Genomic DNA, 16,787 nt, shown 5'->3' on the forward strand with positions numbered 1-16,787 from the left:
CCCGCCGGCCGTTTCCCCTGGCGGCCGGGGCCTTCTCCTCCTCCGGCGCGCACAGGTCGCGGCCCGCGTACAGGGAGCCGGCCAGCGCGAAGATCATCGGGATCGCCATGATGAGCGGCAGCGGGAGACCGGCGGCCACCGACGCCCATAACGCTCCCGCCATGCCGAAGGCGCTCCACACGCAGTGGAAGCCGTTCAGCACCTGGACGCCGTACCTGCGCTCGACGGCCACGCCCTGCATGTTGATGCCCGCGTCGACCGCGCCCACGGCCACCCCGAACACCAGCAGCACCGGCACCAGCAGCGGCACGCTCGGCGCGAGCCCCGCCAGCACCACGGCGGCGGCCACCACCGGCTGGGCGATCCGCAGCAGGACCCTGCTGCCGTGGCGGGCGGCGAACGCGCCCGCCGCCACGCTGCCGACCCCCGCGAACACGGGGACGATCAGGAGGAGCAGCGTCAGCGTGCCCTCGTCGAGCCGGTGCCTGTCCTGCAGCGCGGCGACCTGGATGAGCAGCGAGGCGAAGGACAGGCCCTGCACGGCGTAGACGACGTACGTGGCGAACCGGGCCTGGCGATCACGCGAGGACGGCACGGCGGCCTCCTGATCGGGGGGTGGATCAAACGTGAGGCGGGGTCAGGTTAGCCGCAGATCCGGCCGTTCCGCCAGCACGCAATCCGGCTTCCAGCGACCGGTTCCCCGGTGTGGCCGCCCACACGCCAAGCGCCAGCAGCGCCGCCACCTCCGTGACGGCCAGACCGCGCTCCACCAGCCCGAGAGGCATGACCCGATACCACGGCAGGCCGTTGCGCGTGCCGATGAACACCATCGTGGCGATGCCCGCCACCCACAACACCGAGCACACCCCGAACCCGAACGCCACCAGCGTGGCCCGCGACCGCTCGCGACGCCGCCACGGCCCGGTGATGAGCACGACCGCCAGCGGCAGGCACAGGAAAGCCATGAAACTGCCCACCCGGTGGATGCTCCCGCTCACGCTCGGCCCCACCGACCAGTCGTGCTTCTCGAACCAGGCCGTCATGAACAGGCCGACGCTCCACCCCATGAGCGACACGGTGCCGGCGACCCCCGCCAGCTTCCTGCGCGCCAGCGACACCCCGATGCCCACGGACCCCGCCGCCAGCAGACCCACCGCGCAGGCGAAGATCCAGCCACCGGGGCCCAGGCCGTGCTCGCTGATGGTCCGCCTGATCGGGTTCAGCTCGTCGAGGCTGGACACCTCCAGGCCGACGATGACCGCGATGCCCGCCCCTGCCACGCCGAGCCCCCACCGCGCCGGTTGATGCACGCGCACACACCTCCCTCCGACCGATCAACGGATGAGGAGACGTACGGATTCCGCGCGCGACCCGCTTCCCGCCACGCCGACACGAACGAGAACGTGCCCGAGAGGATCGTCGCGCACCGGCGCGAATCCGCTGAGATGGATCGGTTCGGGGCGAGCGCTTCCCACGGGCGCCGGATATCGTCAGAAGTGTGAACGAACGCGCTGGATCGTGGTTGCCCAAGCTGCAGGAAGTGGGAGAGCGGCTGGCCGAGGAATGGGTGACGGCCCGCCACCGGCCGGCGCCCGGCGACGCGCCGCAGCCGCACGAGCTCCGCGCGTCCGACGCCGACCGGGAGCGCATCGCCCAGGTCCTCCAGGACGCCCACGCCGACGGCCGGCTCTCCCTCGAAGAGCTGGAGGAACGGCTCGGCGTGCTCTACTCCTCACGCACGCTCGGCGAGCTGGCCGCGCTCACCGCCGACCTGCTGCCCGCCGAGGAACAACCGCTCAACCTCGACGGCCGGCCGGTGTCGGCCATCTTCAAGAAGGAGCAGCGCGGCGGGCGCTGGGTCGTGCCCGCCGAGGTCGCCGTGACCGCCATGTTCGGCACGACGAAGCTCGACTTCCGCGACGCGATCCTGCAGAACCGGCGCATCATCATCAACGCCACCCTCGTCTTCGGCGGGCTGGAGATCCACGTGCCGGAAGGGCTCGAGGTGATCAGGGTCGCCAAGGACAAGACCGTCCGGCTGACCAAGCAGCCGACCGAGCCGGGCGGGCCCGTCGTCGAGGTGCGCACGACCAACTTCGCCGGCGAGGTCAAGGTCAAGGAGCCGCCCCGCCGCAAACGCCGCCGCTGAACTCTCAACGGCGCGTCCGTCCCGCCCGGCGCCCGCGCGTCCGTCCCGCGCGTCCGGCCCGCGCGTCCGTCGCGCCCGGTCCCCGCGCGCCCGGTCCGGCGCTCAGCCCGCGGTGTCGAAGTTGATCGCGCTGTACGCCCGCAACTTCCAGAGCTGGTGCTCGCTCTCGATCTTGCGGATCGTCCCCGACCGGCCGCGCATCACCAGTGACTCCGTCACCGCCGAGCCGGCCCGGAACCGTACGCCCCGCATGAGCTCGCCGTGCGTGATGCCGGTCGCCGCGAAGAACACGTCGTCCGATTTGACCAGGTCGTTGGTGGTGAGCACCTGGCCGAGATCGTGCCCGGCGTTGACGGCCTTGCTGCGCTCGGCGTCGTCACGCGGCCAGAGCCGGCCCTGGATGACGCCTCCCAGGCACTTGAGCGCGCACGCCGCCACGATGCCCTCGGGGGTGCCGCCGATGCCCAGCATGAGGTCGATGTTCGTACCGGCTCGGGCCGCCATGATCGCGCCGGCCACGTCGCCGTCGGTGATGAACTTGATCCGGGCGCCGGTCCCCCTGATCTCCTTGACCATCTGCTCGTGCCGGGGCCGGTCGAGCACCACCACGGTCACGTCGGACGGCGAGCAGTGCTTGGCCTTGGCCACCGCGCCGATGTTCGCGGACACGGGGGCCTCGATGTCGACCACGTCGGCCGCCTCCGGGCCCGTGACCAGCTTCTCCATGTAGAACACCGCGGACGGGTCGTACATCGAGCCGCGCTCGCTCACGGCGATCACCGACACCGCGTCGGGCATGCCCAGCGCCGTCAGCCGGGTGCCGTCGATGGGGTCGACGGCCACGTCACAGGCGGGGCCGCTGCCCGCGCCGACCTGCTCGCCGTTGAACAACATCGGAGCGTGGTCCTTCTCGCCCTCGCCGATGACCACCACGCCGTTCATCGACACCGTGTTGATCAGCTGGCGCATGGCGTTGACCGCCGCGCCGTCGGCGCCGTTCTTGTCTCCCCGGCCGACCCAGCGGGCCGCCGCCATCGCGGCGGCCTCCGTGACCCGGACGAGCTCCATCGCCAGGTTGCGATCGGGGGCGTGCTCGCCCGTGGCGAGCCGGGCCGGTACGGACGTGTCGTCGGACATGATGCGTGGCCTCCTCGTGGAACATCTACGTCGATCGTAGTTGCCGCCTTATTCCCGCCCAGGACGGGATAACCTGCCCTGCCGGCCCTGCTTCTCTGCCCAGAAGCGGGGCGGAGGCGACCTCTGTAAGCTTCGACATGGTCGCCCTGCACATCGGAGACCGGGTCCCTCAACGGAAGTCCCGCCTCCGCCGTGAAGCAGGACGGCGCTCGCAGTGGAGGAGATCCGAATGAGCGATGTGGAAAACGTGGTGGCCCAGTCGCGCACGTCCGAGCGGGGCGCGGCCACACGCAGCTCACTGCTCGCCGCAGCCAGGGAGGTCTTCGTCTCCAAGGGCTTCGCCGACGCGGGCGTGACCGACGTGGTGGCCAGGGCGGAGGCCAGCGTGGGCAGCCTCTACCACCACTTCTCCGGCAAGGCCGACCTCTACCTCACGTTGTGGGAGGAGTTCCAGGCCGGGCTGTCGCAGCGCACCAAGCTGGCCGCGCGCGAGGCCCGCGCCGCCGGCGAGACCGACCCGATGCGGGTGTTCGTCAGCGCCGCCCGCGCCTACCTGGAGGGCTGCCTGGAGGAGCGCGAGCTGGCCGCGCTGTTCCTGCGCGGCGACGGACCGCCCGGCTTCGACGTCATCATGCGCGACCGGCTGCGCAAGTGGGCCCAGCTCAACGCGACCCTGTTCGACGACGAGGGCGCGCTCGTCGTGGTGATCACGGGCGCGCTGGCCGCGGCCGTCTCCGAGGTCGTCCGCACCGGCGATCGCGACCTGGCCGAGGACGCCCTCGCCATCATCGGCCGCATCCGCCCGGCCACTTCGGTGACCGGCCGGTCCAGCGGGTAACCTCGCCAAGTGTGCGACGGTTCACCGAAGGTTTCTACGGCTACGCGGTAGCCCTGCTGGTCTGCGTGGTCGGAGCCGGGATTTTCCTGCTGGTCACCCCGCAGAGCCGCGATGAGCACATCCCGCGGGTCGAATACTCGATCACCGTCGCCAACTTCGGCCACGAGGTGCCCTACGGCGTGTGGGCCCCGCGGAACGACCCGGCCGGATGGGTGCCCAACAGCAACAGGATCGCCGCCGGCAACGGCGCCGCCAAGGTCCTCTTCCTCGGTTACGCGACCGCCCAGCGGGAGCACGCGATGTTCGCGCAGAGCGACGAGAAGCCGGCCGCCGGGTTCGCCAGCCGCATGGCCAACAGCGACAAGGCCGTGGGCACGCAGGAGATCGGCGGGGCCACGTGGGAGCGGCGCTTCCGCGAGGACAAGAACCAGCGCACCCTGGTGCGGATGTTGCCCGACGTCACCCTGGTGATCACCGGCACCGCCGACTGGCCCGAGCTGGCCCAGCTGGCCTCCGTCCTGCAGCAGCGCCCCCAGGGCTGACACCCCGGCCGGCTGCGCCCGGGCACGTCCCGCCGCGTCTAGGGTGGTGCCGTGGCAGACGAGAAGGCACCCTCATACGAGCAGGCCCGCGAGGAGCTGACGGAGGTGGTGCGCCGCCTGGAGACGGGCGGGCTCACCCTGGAGCAGTCGATCGAGCTCTGGGAGCGGGGCGAGAAGCTGGCCGCCGTCTGCGAGGAGTGGCTGCAGGGGGCCCGGGTCAAGCTGGCCGCGGCCATGGCCCGCCGCTCTGACCCCACCTCGGGCCCCACCCCGGGCGACGCCGACGACGCCCCCTTCTGACCGGCAGGCCGGCCCGGTGCGGGCCGCGGGGTGCGGCCCGGTCGCCGGTCGCCGTGGAGCTCCGGCGGGCCCGCGGTGCCCCCCTGCCCCGCGGGCCCGCCGTGTTCAGCAGCCGGCGTTCAGCAGCCGGCGTTCAGGAGCCGGCGCGTACGAGGGCGACCACGGGGATGCGCCGGGTGGTCTTGGCCTCGTACTCGGCGAACTGGGGTGCCTGCGCCACCATCCGGGCATAGAGCTGGTCGCGTTCCTCGCCTTCCACGGCCACGGCCTCGGCCTCGAACGTCTCCGAGCCGACCTCGACCGTGACCTTGGGGTGGGCGCGCAGGTTGTGGAACCACGCGGGATGCCGGTCACCGCCGCCCGCGGACGCGATGACGACCTGGCGGTCGCCGTCGGGCAGGTACATCAGTGGGGAGGTCGACGGCTTGCCGCTCCTCGCGCCGGTGGTGGTGAGCAGCAGCAGGTGTGCCTTTTCAAACATGCCCCCGACCCGCCCCTCGTTGGCGCGGAACTCGTCGATGACCTGCTTGTTGAAATCGTTCATCACGGCCCTCACAGTATCCGGAGAATTCTCCGGTCAGTAGAGTAACCGGAGAGTTCTCCGTTTACCAGAGGTATGCTGCCCACCGTGTGCGGACGCCGAATCCTGCCCGTGATCGGGCAGCCCCAGCCCGAACGGGCCGACGCGGCTCGCAACCGGCGGAAGATCATCGAGGTGGCCGCCAGGATGATCGACGAGCAGGGCGCGGACGACATCTCGCTCGACGAGGTGGCCCGCGTCGCCGGTGTCGGCGTCGGCACGGTCTACCGGCGCTTCGGCGACCGCGCCGGGCTCGTCCTCGCGCTGATCGACGAGCAGGAGCGGCGCTTCCAGGAGGCGTTCCTCGCCGGGCCGCCGCCGCTCGGGCCCGGCGCCCCCGCCCGCGAACGGGTCACCGCGTTCCTGGACGCCCTGGTCGACCGGGTGGTGGCCCAGCAGGGGCTGTTCGCCCAGCTGGAGAAGTGCGGCAAGGCCATGCGGTACAGCGGGCCGTACCGGGTGTACCACATCCACCTGGCGACGCTGCTCGACGAGGCCTGCCCCGAGGCCGACCAGGCGTTCCTGGCCGACGCGCTCCTCGCGCCCGTCAACGCCCGCCTGATCGCCTTCCAGCACGACGAACGCGGCATGACGATCGAACAGATCAAGACCGGGCTGGCCGGGCTGGCCACGGTCGTCACCCGCGGCTACGGCGTCACTGCCGGAGACGAGCGGTAGCCGTGGACACGCCGCCGGGGGTCACGCGCCGCCCGCGTCCCCGGGCTCCTCGGCGCGCACGGTCAGGCGGTCGTCCGTGAGCCGGATCGTCAGCACGGTGCCAGGGGAGACGTCCTTCGCCCGGCGTACCACGTCGCCCGACGGATGCTGCACGATGGCGTAGCCGCGCTCCAGCGTGGCCGCCGGCGACAACGCGACCAGCCGGGCGCGCAGATGGGTGAGGTCGTCGGACGCCCGGTCGAGCGAGCCGGTCAACGACCGCCTGGCGCGCTCGCGCAGCGCGTCCACCTGCTCGGCCCTGCGTTCGAGTTCGCGTACGGGATCCGCCAGCGACGGCCGCGAGCGTACGGACGTCAGCCATGACATCTCGCGGTCGAGCCAGCCGCTCAGCACCCGCCGGCCCCGGTCGCGCAGCTGGCGCACCAGCGTGAGCTGCTCGCCGACGTCAGGCACGACCTTCTTGGCCGCGTCGGTGGGAGTGGAGGCGCGTACGTCGGCCACCAGGTCGAGCAGCGGGCTGTCCTGCTCGTGGCCGATCGCGCTCACCACGGGGGTGCGGCACGAGGCCACCACGCGCACGAGCGTCTCGTCGGAGAACGGCAGCAGGTCCTCCAGAGAGCCGCCGCCCCGCGCGATGACGATCACGTCGACGTCGGAGTCGGCGTCGAGCCTGCCCAGCGCCTCGGTCACTTCGCCCACCGCGTACGGCCCCTGGACGGCCACCTCCTCGACCTTGAAGCGCACGGCGGGCCAGCGCCTGCGGGAGTTCTCCAGCACGTCGCGCTCGGCCGCCGAGTCGCGGCCGCAGATGAGCCCGATCGTGCCGGGCAGGAACGGCAGCCGCCGCTTCCTGTCGGCGTTGAACAGCCCTTCGGCGGCCAGCAGCTGCCTGAGGCGTTCGAGCCTGGCCAGCAGCTCGCCCACGCCGACCGGGCGGATCTCCATCGCGGTGAAGGCGAACGAACCCCTGTTGACCCAGAAGTCGGGCTTGACGTGCACGACCACCCGGGCGCCGTCGGCCGGCCGCGGCATGGCCGCCTCATAGACCCCGCGAGGGGCGGTCACCCTGGCCGACACGTTGGCGACCGGGTCGCGCAAGGTCATGAACACCGTGCCGCCGCGGGCGCTCAGGTCGGTGATCTGGCCCTCCACCCAGACGGTGCCGAGCCTGCCGATCCAGCCGCCCACCATCTGCAGAACGGTGCGGATCGGCAAGGGCGACTCGGGTGAGGTCTTCGAGGCCATGACGGAAGACTACGGGGCGGGGAAGCTCGCTTCCCCGCGGGTCGAACGTTTCTTCCCTCTATTCTCCGGCCTGCAGCTTGGCCAGGCGGTTCTCGAACATGCGGATGACCTCGGCCCGGCCCGTCGTCGCCCGCTCGTAGGCCAGGAAGGCGCTGATCTGCTCGGCGGTCTTGCCGCGCATCCGCGCGCGAAGGGAGGCCACGGTCAGCTCCGCGTAGCCGGGCAGCGGCTCGGCCAGGTCCGTCGCACCGGCCGCACCGGGCTCGGCAGCGGCGGCCGGCTCGGTTGCGGCGGGCTCGGTTGCGGCGGGCTCGGTTGCGGCGGGCTCGGTTGCGGCGGGCTCGGTTGCGGCGGGCTCGGTTGCGGCGGCGGGCTCCTTGGCGGCGGACTTCCTGGTGGCGGGCTTCTTCGCGGCGGGCTTGCGTGCGGCGGGCTTGTCGTCGGCCTTCGGCTTGGCCCGCGTCGCCCTCGGCTTCGGCGCGGCCTTCGCGGCGGCGGCCGGCTTCTCAACGGCCCCCGCTTCATCGGCGACGGCCGGCTTGGCCGCGGCCTCCTCCGTGGCCGCGGGCCCGGTCTCGGCGACGGGCCCGGCAGTGGTTTCGGCAGTGGTATCGGCAGCGGTTTCGGCAGCGGTTTCGGCGACGGGCCCGGCAGTGGGCTCCGTGGTGGGCTCGGCGGTTTCCGGCTTCGCGGGCGCGACCGGTGCCTGCGCGGCCTTGGCTTCCGTGGTCTTCGCTTCGGCGGGCTCGGCGGGCTCGGCGGTGGCGGGCTCCGTCTTGCCGGCCGGGGCGAAGATGACCGGGTCGGGCTTGCCGGTGCCGGTGCCGTTGGGCTCGGCGGACCCGGGGCGCGGGGCGAAGATGACCGGCTCCTTGCGGGCGGGCTTCTCCTCGTCCTGCACGGCGGGCGCGGCGAGCTGGTCGGCGGCGGGGCTGGAGTTCTGCTCCTCCTTCTCACCCTGCCCCCTGATGGAGTTCTTCACCCGGTCGACGAGCAGCATCGCCTGCCCGGCGGCGCTGAGCGCGGTCTGGGTGACGAGAAGAGGCAGGTCCTTGGCCCTCTCCTTGAGTTCGTCCTTGTTGGTCACGGTCTTGGCGATGTTGCGTATCACGTCGCTGAGGGACATGTACGTCTCCCTGGGAGGTCAGTAGTGGACGGCCAGTGTGGCAAACCGCGGGCGGCCACGCACGCGCGGGCCAACCGGCCGCTCCACGTAGCATAGGAAGTATGGAGCCCCAGACCCCCACTTCCCGCCGAGTCCTCGTGGCCAAGCCGCGTGGCTACTGCGCCGGAGTCGATCGAGCCGTGGTAGCGGTCGAGAAGGCTTTGGAGCAGTATGGTGCGCCGATTTACGTGCGCAAGCAGATCGTCCACAACACCCACGTCGTCAAGACCCTCGAAGCCAGGGGCGCCATCTTCGTCGAGGAGACCGAGGAGGTGCCGGAGGGGGAGATCGTCGTGTTCTCCGCCCACGGCGTCGCGCCCGTCGTGCACGAGGAGGCCAGAAGCCGCCGGCTGCGCACCATCGACGCCACCTGCCCGCTGGTCACCAAGGTGCACAACGAGGCGAAGCGGTTCGCGGGGCAGGACTACGACATTCTGCTGATCGGGCACGAGGGCCACGAGGAGGTCGAGGGCACCTCCGGCGAGGCACCCGACAACATCCAGCTGGTCGACGGGCTCGACGCGGTCGACAAGGTGCAGGTGAAGGACCCGAGCAAGCTCGTGTGGCTGTCGCAGACCACGCTGTCGGTCGACGAGACCACCGAGACGGTCGCCCGGCTCAAGGAGCGCTTCCCCACGCTGATCGACCCGCCGAGCGACGACATCTGCTACGCCACCCAGAACCGCCAGGTCGCGGTCAAGGAGATCGCGGCCGACTCGCAGCTGGTCATCGTGGTCGGCTCGGAGAACTCGTCCAACTCCAAGCGGCTGGTCGAGGTGGCGAAGGACTACGGCGCCGAGGCCTCCTACCTCGTCGACGACGCCACGTTCATCCGTGACGAGTGGCTCGACGGCGTCACCACGGTCGGCGTGACCAGCGGCGCTTCCGTCCCCGAAGAGCTGGTGGACGGCGTGCTGGCGCGGCTGGCCGAGCACGGGTTCGGCGACGTGAGCGAGGTGCAGCCGGTCGACGAGCGCATGCGCTTCTCGCTGCCCCACGAGCTCCGTAAGGACCTGCGGGCCTCCTGACCCGCCGCGCGGCGAACGGCGCCCCCGGTGAGCTGTTTCAGTCGTCGCCGCGCGGGGTGCCGTACACCTTCGGCTCGAAATAGCCTTCGGGCTCGGGCACGAACGGCTGGCGCGGGCGCTGCACCTCGGCGCCCGCCTTCAGCTCCTCGCGCAGCTCGCGTACGTTGCCGCGCAGCCCGCGCCGCCACGCGACGCCCAGCACGGCGGCCGAGCCGGCGAACAACCACGGCGCTCCCCGCGTCAGCGAGGTGTAGAGCCCGAGCGCCAGCGACTGCACGATCGACACCGAGCCGAACGCCCGCCCGAGCTCGACGAAGAGCGTGGCGCAGAAGAACACCAGCGGGGGCGTCACCACCAGCGACAGCAGCTCGCGCCGGTTGACCAGCAGCACGCCCAGCAGGCTGGCCAGCACGAACGCGGCGCCCACCACGTGGGGGACGTCGAGCAGGGCGGTCAGCACATAGCCGGCCAGGGTGGCGACCAGGGAGAGCGCGATGGCGCCGCGCGCGGTCAGCCTGACCGCCGAACGCCTGCCTTTCCCAGCCACTGGCCCACCCCCGTCTACTGCGACCCGTTGGCCAACTTACCGTTCGGGTGCGAAATCAGTGACGAGGTTGGCTGAGATGCGGTCTCGAGCAGTTCGGGGGAGGCGAGGGGCCTGGGCAGGCCTTCGAGCATCTCGGGGGAGTCGAGGTCACCGTCGACGACGCCCAGGTCGTGCAGCTTGCGCGCCGTGACCAGCACGCGGCTTTCGAGCGATCCGACCGACTTGTTGTACGCCTCCACGGCCCGCGTCAGCGCCCTGCCGAGGGAGTCGACGTTCCTGCCCAGGGTCGAGAGCCGTTCGTAGAGCTCCTTGCCCAGCTCGAACACCGCCCGCGCGTTCTGGCTGAGCGCCGCCTGCTGCCAGGCGTAGTGCGCGGTGCGCAGCATCGTGATCAGCGTCGTCGGCGTGGCGATGTGCACGCGCCGCGCCATGGCGTACTCCAGCAGCCCGGGGTCGCGTTCGAGCGCGGGCGCCAGGAACGCCTCGCCGGGGATGAACAGCACGACGAACTCGGGCGACGGGTTGAACCCCTGCCAGTAGGACTTGGCGGCCAGCCGGTCGACGTGCTCGCGTACGTGCCGGGCGTGCGCGTCGAGCCGGACCGTCGCGAGCGACTCGTCGGACGCCTCCGCGGCCTCCAGATAGGCCGCCAGCGACACCTTGGAGTCGACCACGACGTTCTTGCCGCCGGCCAGCCTGACGACCATGTCGGGCCGCATGGAGCCCTCGGCGACCTGTTCGTCGAAGTCGCAGTAGCGCTGCATCCCGGCGATCTCGGCGACCCTGCGCAGCTGGAGCTCACCCCACCGGCCGCGTGCCTCGGGCCGCTGCAGGGCCCTGACCAGGGAGGTGGTCTGGGTGCGTAGCTGCTCGTGGCTCTGGCGTACGAACTCCATCTGCTTGGCCAGCTCCGCACGGGCGGCGCGCTGGCCCGACTCGGTGTCGCGCAGCTGCGACTCGACCCGTGACAGGGCGTCCTTCAGCGGCTCGACCAGGTGCTCGACGGCCTGCCTGCGCTGCTCCAGGTCACCGGTGGCCTCGGCGCGGCTGGCGGCGAGCCTGGTCTCGGCCAGTTCCAGGAAACGTACGTTGTTGACGTCGAGCGCCCGCGTGGACAGCGCCTGGAAACGCTCGGCGAGCTGCTCCTCCACGTAGACCACCTTCTCCGCCGCGGACCTGGCGCGCGCGTCGGCCTCGGCCACCCGCACCGCCGCTCGTGTCCTGGCGACGAGGAATCCGATGAGCAGCCCGGCGGCGAGACCCGTGAGAAGCGAGATGACATCCACTTCAGCGATGATTGCAGGAGCGCGGGGCGCGGTTCCTCCCGACACGCTTGGGCGTTCCGCTTGTGCGCCACATCCGGCATCGCCGAGAGTAGTGAGATGGACACGCTCGGGAAGCAGGTGGTGGTCGGCGTATCGATCGCGGGCGTGTTGGTCGCGCTGGCCGGAGCGGTCATCGCGGGCGCGGGCTCCGGGCCTGAGAGCGCGCCGGGGCCCGCCCCGCTGCGCTGGTCGCCTGGCGCCTGTGTCACCGGCGACTTCGCGCTGACCCCGTGCAACGGCGGCGTCTCCGAGGTGGTGGCCGTCGCTCCGGACCCGCCGGGGCCCGGCGACTGCCCTGCGGACACCGACGACGTCCTGCGCGTGGGGCCAGGCCGTACGGCGTGCGTACGCAACTTCCTCGACCCCCACCCCGGAGCCCCCGGCGGTGGCGGCGGCCTGCTCAGGCCGGGTGACTGCGTGGCGATCGACGGCCGTGAGCAGCCGTGCGCCCGGCCCGGCTGGTACGGCAGGGCCGTCGCGATCACGCGCGACGCCGCCGCCTGCCCCGAGGGCACCCTGGACACCGTCCCCGGCGGCTCGCGTACGGTCTGCCTGGGCCGGGGAGGTCAGGTGCTCGACCGGGGCGCGTGCGTGGCGCGGCCGGCCGGCCGGGTGGTCGACCGCTCCGACGTCACCCGCGTGCCCTGCGGCTCGGCACGGGCGTGGGCCAGGGTGGTGTCGTTCGAGACGGCCGCGAAGCAGTGTCCTGAGCGCTCCGAGCGCTATCTGCGCTCGGACTCCGCCCCGCGCCCGGTGACCTGTCTGGACGTGCTGAGCCAGTAAACTCGACGTCCGTGAGTCTCTCCATCGGTATCGTCGGCCTGCCCAACGTCGGTAAGTCCACGCTCTTCAACGCGCTGACCAAGTCCGGCAACGCGCTCGCGGCGAACTACCCGTTCGCCACCATCGAGCCCAACGTGGGCATCGTGGGCGTGCCCGACGACCGCCTGCCCAAGCTGGCCGAGATCTTCGGCTCGGCCCGCATCCTGCCCGCCAAGGTCGAGTTCGTCGACATCGCGGGGCTGGTCAAGGGGGCTTCCGAGGGGCAGGGCCGGGGCAACCAGTTCCTCTCCAACATCCGCGACACCGACGCGATCTGCCAGGTGATCAGGGTCTTCAACGACCCCGACGTCACGCATGTCGACGGCGAGATCTCGCCCAAGCGCGACATCGAGACGATCAACACCGAGCTGATCATGGCCGACCTCCAGACGGTCGAGAAGGCCGTCCCGCGCCTGCAGAAGGAAGCGCGCAACAACAAGGACAAGAAGGTCGCGCTGGAGGCCGCAGAGGGCGCCCTCCGGGTGCTGGAGACCGGCAAGACCATCTTCGAGAGCGGTCTCGACCGCGACGAGCTGCGCGAGCTGCACCTGCTGACGGCCAAGCCCTTCCTCTACGTGTTCAACCTCGACTCCGACGAGCTGGCCGACTCCGCGCTCAGGGAGCAGCTGTCGACGCTGGTCGCGCCGGCCGAGGCGGTCTTCCTCGACGCCAAGATCGAGTCCGAGCTGGTCGAGCTCGACGAGGAGGAGGCGCTGGAGCTGCTGCAGTCGGTCGGGCAGGAGGAGTCGGGGCTGCGCCAGCTGGCCAGGGTCGGCTTCGAGACGCTCGGCCTGCAGACCTACCTGACGGCCGGCCCGAAGGAGTCGCGGGCCTGGACGATCCGCAAGGGCGCCACGGCTCCCGAGGCGGCCGGCGTGATCCACACCGACTTCCAACGCGGCTTCATCAAGGCCGAGGTCGTCTCCTTCGACGATCTGGTCGAGGCGGGTTCCATCGCCAACGCCAGGGCCGCGGGCAAGGCCCGCATCGAGGGCAAGGACTACGTCATGCGCGACGGCGACGTGGTGGAGTTCCGCTTCAACGTCTGACCGGGAGGTCCAGGGAAAGGAATGGACGTCTGATCCCGGGACGACTGATGCGTCAACCTCCGCGGGCTCCCGCGCGTCGAATCGTCACGGCGTCCACGCTGACTCGGGAGACCCTCATGATCCGTCGCATCATCCGGAAACGACGCCCCGCGCCCGCGCTCACGGGTATCAGCCTTGAGGAGGAGCTGGCCCTGATCAGGGTCGAGCTCATGTACGGCCTGCGGGTCAATCGCGAGGCCTACCTGCGCAGGAAGGTCGACGAGCGCAACGAGATGGCCAGCCGCATGCGCGAGCAGGACCCCGCGGGCATGCTGGCGGAGCTCCGGGGCTCCCTGGAGCGGGCCGTGCGGCCGGCGGTCGTCGACCTGGAGAGCAGGCGGCGCTCGCGCCCGTCCCAGGGGCCTGAGCCTGCCTGACGCACGAGCCTCCGTTCGTGACCTATGCCGAATCCGCAGGTCGCGAGAGTCCTTGCGCGATTTGGACAGCAATCCGTGGCCGCCGCGCTATGCGATTTTAGGCGTTTGGCCTGGTCAATAGCCGTTTCCGCCGGGAACTCACTGGAATCGGGTCTGGGCCCTGTCATGAGGGCCCGGTTTGCCGTCAGGACGGTCATGCCGCAGCATGGGCGTGGCTTTCCTGGAACAATGGCGGAGACCGGATAGGGTGACTACTTCACCGCGGATGATGGGGATCGGCAACGGACGACACCGCGCCAGCCGGGGGGATCGGCGCGAGCGGAGGCGTGATGGCTCGTAGGTCTACCGTCCAGCACGATCCTCGGATCGCTGGCGAGCCCGAGCTTTCCGCGCGCCTCGACACAGACGACTTCGACGCGCCGCCGCCTCGACGGCCGCGGCGCGGTGGCTGGTCGGGCGGCGGCGGACGGTGGCTGGTATGGACCGGCCGCATCATTCTCTGGGCACTTATTCTGGTTATCGTGGTGAACGGGATTCGTGCCCCATTTGAGAGGTTCACGCAGCAAGAGGTGGCCGCGCCCAATGGCGCGGTCCAGGAGCACCACGGATTCCCCGCCGAGCGCGGCATGGCATTCGCCGCCCAGTTCGCGGGCGTCTATCTGAATTTCAACCCCGACGACGCGACGAGCAGGTCCAGCAAACTCGCCGCGTTCCTGGCCCAGGGCATGGACGCGCAAATGGGCTGGGACGGGTTCGGCAAGCTGGCGGCCGTCGCCATCCAGGCCTACGACCTCAAGGCGAGCGACGCCAACAACGCCGTGGTGAGCGTCGCCTTCCAGTCCGGCCCGCGCCGGATGTTGTTGTCCGTACCGATCTACTACTCCGGCGACGACGCCGGAGAGAGGTTCGTCGTCTCGGGGCGTCCGGCGATCCTGCCCGCCCCGGCCCCGGCCGACCTGCCGCAGGTGGCCAAGCCGGAGACCGACGACGCGGCGGCGGCCGAGCTCAAGCCGCAGCTGGAGGGCTTCTTCAAGGACTACGCCGACGGCGACACCGCCGGGCTGCAGCGCTACGTCGCCGCCGGCAAGAGCCTGCCGAGCTTCGGCGGCGCCTTCACCTTCGCAGAGCTCAAGGAAGTCGTGGTGCCTGTGGGGGGTGCCACCAGAGAGATCCAGGCGGTCGTGGTGTGGACGGTGCCCAACGGTGACGTCCCGCCCACTCCCGACTCCACCGATCCCGCTACGGCCGGCGGACATCTGGAGCAGGCCTACCGCCTGACCGTCGAGAAGCAGGGCGACAAGTGGTTCGTCGCCGACATCCGCGGCGCCGGCCGGGTCGCTGATTAGGGCACGGCCACGCTGCTGATCGGTACCCCCCGGGAGGACAAGAAGTGACCTTGAAGACCGTACTGTTCACCTTGATCGAGATGACACCGACTCCGGTGCCGACCGGCATCGACACCGGAGGGCTCGCCGACTTCCTGCGCGCGTTCTTCGCGCCGTTGTTCCTGGTCGTCGTCTCCGTGGTCGCGCTGTTCTTCCTCTTCACCCGCGAGATCACGCGCTTCGTGCAGTTCCTCATCCTGGCCGTGGCCATCGGAGTGATCTTCTACGTTCCCAACATCATCGAGGTGACGGCGAAGGCGATCGCGGGCGCACTGGGCATCACGTAAGGGTTGAGACCGCTCCCCGGCGGTCATGAACGAGCGGGCGAGAGGAGGGCCGTGTGGACCTGCCCACGTACACGAACATCTGGCGAATAGAGAAGCGGCTGTACAAGCTGTACGACCTGCGCCTGCCGATGCCGCTGCCGATCGTCTGGATCGGCGTCTTCGTCGGGGTGTTCGTTCCGTGGTCGCTTCTGCTGGTCCTGGTGGGCGTGCCGGTGGAGATGCCGTGGCACGTGCTGTTCCTCGTACCACCCGGGATCGTCACGTGGTTGTCCACCCGTCCCGTCATCGAGGGCAAGCGGCTCACCGAGCTGCTGGAGTCCCAGCTGCGCTACCTCGGTCAGCCCAGGGCCTGGTACCGCCTCGCGCCCGGCGCCGAGCCCGAGACCATCACGTTCTCCGGCCGGGTCTGGCGTGCCACTCCCGCCAGGGTCAAGGCGAAGAAGGCCGGCAAGGCCCGGCAGACGCAGCGCAGGCGCGCGGGCCAGCGGATCACCGGGCCCCGCCAGGTGCGGCCCGCCGTGGCCGCCGCCGCTGCCGCCGCCGCGCAGGCCCCCGTGGCCGAGCAGCCGGGCGCGCGTCCCGGCTGGGGCACGCGCCGCGGCACCGCGCCGGCGCTCAAGGCTCAGGCGCAGCAGGCGACCCCGTCCCCGGTACGCGCCACCACGTCGGCCACCACGTCGGCCACCACGTCGGCCACCACGTCGGCCACCACGTCGGCCACCAGGTCAGGAGGCGTGGTCCGGCGCGAGAAGGGCCTCTCAGGCGGCGCCGAACACCGTCAGGACCGCTCGCCCGTGCCGCACGCCGCGCACGGCCCCGCCGACGCGACGCAGCCCGGCGACAGGCGCACCACGGACAGAGACGCCGAGGTACGCGCCGCGCGGGACGCGGTCGTGCCGATCAAGACGGCGGAGAGCCGCAAGCCCGTCGCCGGCAAGCCCATCGACACCGAGGCGCTGCGCAGGCTGAGGAAACTCGCGGCGAGCGCCGACGCGCCCGCCGCTCCGCCGGAGCCCGCCTCGGCCGGGCACGCCCGCGACAATGCCCGCCACGCCCGCGACGACACCCCCCACGACGCCCGCGACGGTGCTCGCGACGGTGCCCGCGACGACACCCGCGACGGTGCCCGCGACGACACCCGCCTCGACGGGGAGCCGCGTGAGGACGACGGGCGCCGCGAGGACGAGGTCGCCCGCGACCAGCACAGGAAGGGCCAGCCGCCCCGGCTCGGGCCCGCTCTGGTGCTGACGGGCACCCAACGCATCTGGCCCCCGCTCAACCCCGACGCCAAACC

At 71.3% G+C, this 16,787-nt stretch carries 21 protein-coding genes; 13 read left to right on the forward strand and 8 right to left on the reverse strand.

From position 1 onward, the window contains the following. Together E1295_RS41010 and E1295_RS41015 are read right to left on the reverse strand one after the other, a co-directional pair. Window positions 1-595: MFS transporter (locus E1295_RS41010; RefSeq protein WP_166427659.1), on the reverse strand; the 595-nt coding region annotated here is incomplete at its 3' end. A gap of 25 nt (window positions 596-620) precedes the next feature. After that, complete coding sequence (locus tag E1295_RS41015) at window positions 621-1,310, reverse strand: DUF998 domain-containing protein (protein ID WP_166427660.1); 690 nt, start codon at window positions 1,308-1,310, stop codon at window positions 621-623. A gap of 188 nt (window positions 1,311-1,498) precedes the next feature. Between E1295_RS41015 and E1295_RS41020 the strand changes: the two genes are divergently transcribed. After that, the gene (locus E1295_RS41020; RefSeq protein WP_166427661.1) at window positions 1,499-2,149 is read left to right on the forward strand and encodes a DUF1707 SHOCT-like domain-containing protein; all 651 of its coding nucleotides are present in this window, start codon (window positions 1,499-1,501) and stop codon (window positions 2,147-2,149) included. Between the two features lie 102 nt (window positions 2,150-2,251). Here the strand turns inward: E1295_RS41020 and glpX are convergent, their stop codons facing one another. Further along, window positions 2,252-3,286: a class II fructose-bisphosphatase gene (gene glpX, locus E1295_RS41025; protein WP_132639566.1), complete on the reverse strand. Its 1,035-nt coding sequence runs from the start codon at window positions 3,284-3,286 to the stop codon at window positions 2,252-2,254. Between the two features lie 229 nt (window positions 3,287-3,515). Between glpX and E1295_RS41030 the strand changes: the two genes are divergently transcribed. From E1295_RS41030 to E1295_RS41040, 3 genes are read left to right on the forward strand one after another with little or no spacing between them, the layout of a single operon-like run. Beyond that, window positions 3,516-4,124: a TetR/AcrR family transcriptional regulator gene (locus tag E1295_RS41030; RefSeq protein ID WP_132639570.1), complete on the forward strand. Its 609-nt coding sequence runs from the start codon at window positions 3,516-3,518 to the stop codon at window positions 4,122-4,124. A gap of 11 nt (window positions 4,125-4,135) precedes the next feature. Next, window positions 4,136-4,666 carry a DUF4245 domain-containing protein gene (locus E1295_RS41035; RefSeq protein ID WP_132639572.1) on the forward strand — a complete coding sequence of 177 codons (531 nt, stop codon included), beginning with the start codon at window positions 4,136-4,138 and terminating at the stop codon, window positions 4,664-4,666. A 51-nt stretch (window positions 4,667-4,717) separates the two neighbouring features. Next, window positions 4,718-4,966 (forward strand): exodeoxyribonuclease VII small subunit, encoded by a 249-nt coding sequence (locus E1295_RS41040; RefSeq protein WP_132639574.1) that lies wholly within the window; start codon window positions 4,718-4,720, stop codon window positions 4,964-4,966. Window positions 4,967-5,099: 133 nt separating this feature from the next. Here E1295_RS41040 and E1295_RS41045 read toward each other — a convergent pair whose 3' ends face one another. After that, window positions 5,100-5,510, reverse strand: coding sequence for a nitroreductase family deazaflavin-dependent oxidoreductase (locus E1295_RS41045; RefSeq protein WP_166427662.1), 411 nt, complete (start codon window positions 5,508-5,510; stop codon window positions 5,100-5,102). Window positions 5,511-5,594: 84 nt separating this feature from the next. On the opposite strand from E1295_RS41045, the gene E1295_RS41050 reads away from it, so the two are divergent. Beyond that, window positions 5,595-6,224, forward strand: a complete 630-nt coding sequence (locus tag E1295_RS41050; protein WP_220449143.1) for a TetR/AcrR family transcriptional regulator — start codon at window positions 5,595-5,597, stop codon at window positions 6,222-6,224. Window positions 6,225-6,245: 21 nt separating this feature from the next. Here E1295_RS41050 and xseA read toward each other — a convergent pair whose 3' ends face one another. Together xseA and E1295_RS52815 are read right to left on the reverse strand one after the other, a co-directional pair. Next, window positions 6,246-7,469 carry an exodeoxyribonuclease VII large subunit gene (gene xseA / locus E1295_RS41055; RefSeq protein WP_132639580.1) on the reverse strand — a complete coding sequence of 408 codons (1,224 nt, stop codon included), beginning with the start codon at window positions 7,467-7,469 and terminating at the stop codon, window positions 6,246-6,248. Window positions 7,470-7,527: 58 nt separating this feature from the next. After that, on the reverse strand, window positions 7,528-7,671 hold the full coding sequence (locus E1295_RS52815) for a DUF8129 domain-containing protein (protein WP_484214005.1): 144 nt from the start codon (window positions 7,669-7,671) through the stop codon (window positions 7,528-7,530). Window positions 7,672-7,784: 113 nt separating this feature from the next. Here E1295_RS52815 and E1295_RS52705 point away from each other — a divergent pair, with 113 nt between their 5' ends. Further along, complete coding sequence (locus tag E1295_RS52705) at window positions 7,785-8,267, forward strand: hypothetical protein (RefSeq protein WP_425465395.1); 483 nt, start codon at window positions 7,785-7,787, stop codon at window positions 8,265-8,267. A 429-nt stretch (window positions 8,268-8,696) separates the two neighbouring features. After that, window positions 8,697-9,662 carry a 4-hydroxy-3-methylbut-2-enyl diphosphate reductase gene (locus tag E1295_RS41065; RefSeq protein ID WP_132639582.1) on the forward strand — a complete coding sequence of 322 codons (966 nt, stop codon included), beginning with the start codon at window positions 8,697-8,699 and terminating at the stop codon, window positions 9,660-9,662. Between the two features lie 37 nt (window positions 9,663-9,699). On the opposite strand, the gene E1295_RS41070 is transcribed toward E1295_RS41065, so the two are convergent. Together E1295_RS41070 and E1295_RS41075 are read right to left on the reverse strand one after the other, a co-directional pair. Then, window positions 9,700-10,209, reverse strand: coding sequence for a DUF6542 domain-containing protein (locus tag E1295_RS41070; RefSeq protein WP_132639584.1), 510 nt, complete (start codon window positions 10,207-10,209; stop codon window positions 9,700-9,702). Between the two features lie 14 nt (window positions 10,210-10,223). Then, window positions 10,224-11,495: a DNA recombination protein RmuC gene (locus E1295_RS41075; protein ID WP_132639586.1), complete on the reverse strand. Its 1,272-nt coding sequence runs from the start codon at window positions 11,493-11,495 to the stop codon at window positions 10,224-10,226. A gap of 96 nt (window positions 11,496-11,591) precedes the next feature. Here E1295_RS41075 and E1295_RS41080 point away from each other — a divergent pair, with 96 nt between their 5' ends. The 6 genes from E1295_RS41080 to E1295_RS50430 all read left to right on the forward strand — a co-directional run. Continuing rightward, window positions 11,592-12,317, forward strand: coding sequence for a hypothetical protein (locus E1295_RS41080; RefSeq protein WP_132639588.1), 726 nt, complete (start codon window positions 11,592-11,594; stop codon window positions 12,315-12,317). 11 nt (window positions 12,318-12,328) lie between these two features. Continuing rightward, window positions 12,329-13,405, forward strand: a complete 1,077-nt coding sequence (gene ychF / locus E1295_RS41085; protein ID WP_132639591.1) for a redox-regulated ATPase YchF — start codon at window positions 12,329-12,331, stop codon at window positions 13,403-13,405. A gap of 116 nt (window positions 13,406-13,521) precedes the next feature. Continuing rightward, window positions 13,522-13,821 (forward strand): hypothetical protein, encoded by a 300-nt coding sequence (locus E1295_RS41090; protein WP_132639593.1) that lies wholly within the window; start codon window positions 13,522-13,524, stop codon window positions 13,819-13,821. 569 nt (window positions 13,822-14,390) lie between these two features. Next, entirely contained in the window at window positions 14,391-15,167 is a 777-nt protein-coding gene (locus E1295_RS41095) for a conjugal transfer protein (RefSeq protein ID WP_246080985.1), read from the forward strand. Between the two features lie 80 nt (window positions 15,168-15,247). After that, a complete protein-coding gene (locus E1295_RS41100) occupies window positions 15,248-15,493 on the forward strand; it encodes a hypothetical protein (protein ID WP_132512273.1) in 246 nt (81 codons plus the stop codon). A gap of 53 nt (window positions 15,494-15,546) precedes the next feature. Next, the coding region (locus E1295_RS50430) for a TcpE family conjugal transfer membrane protein (protein ID WP_246080987.1) at window positions 15,547-16,787 on the forward strand (1,241 nt) is incomplete at its 3' end.

The sequence above is a fragment of the Nonomuraea mesophila genome (genome assembly GCF_004352805.1).
GTDB classification, from domain to species: Bacteria; Actinomycetota; Actinomycetes; order Streptosporangiales; family Streptosporangiaceae; genus Nonomuraea; species Nonomuraea longispora.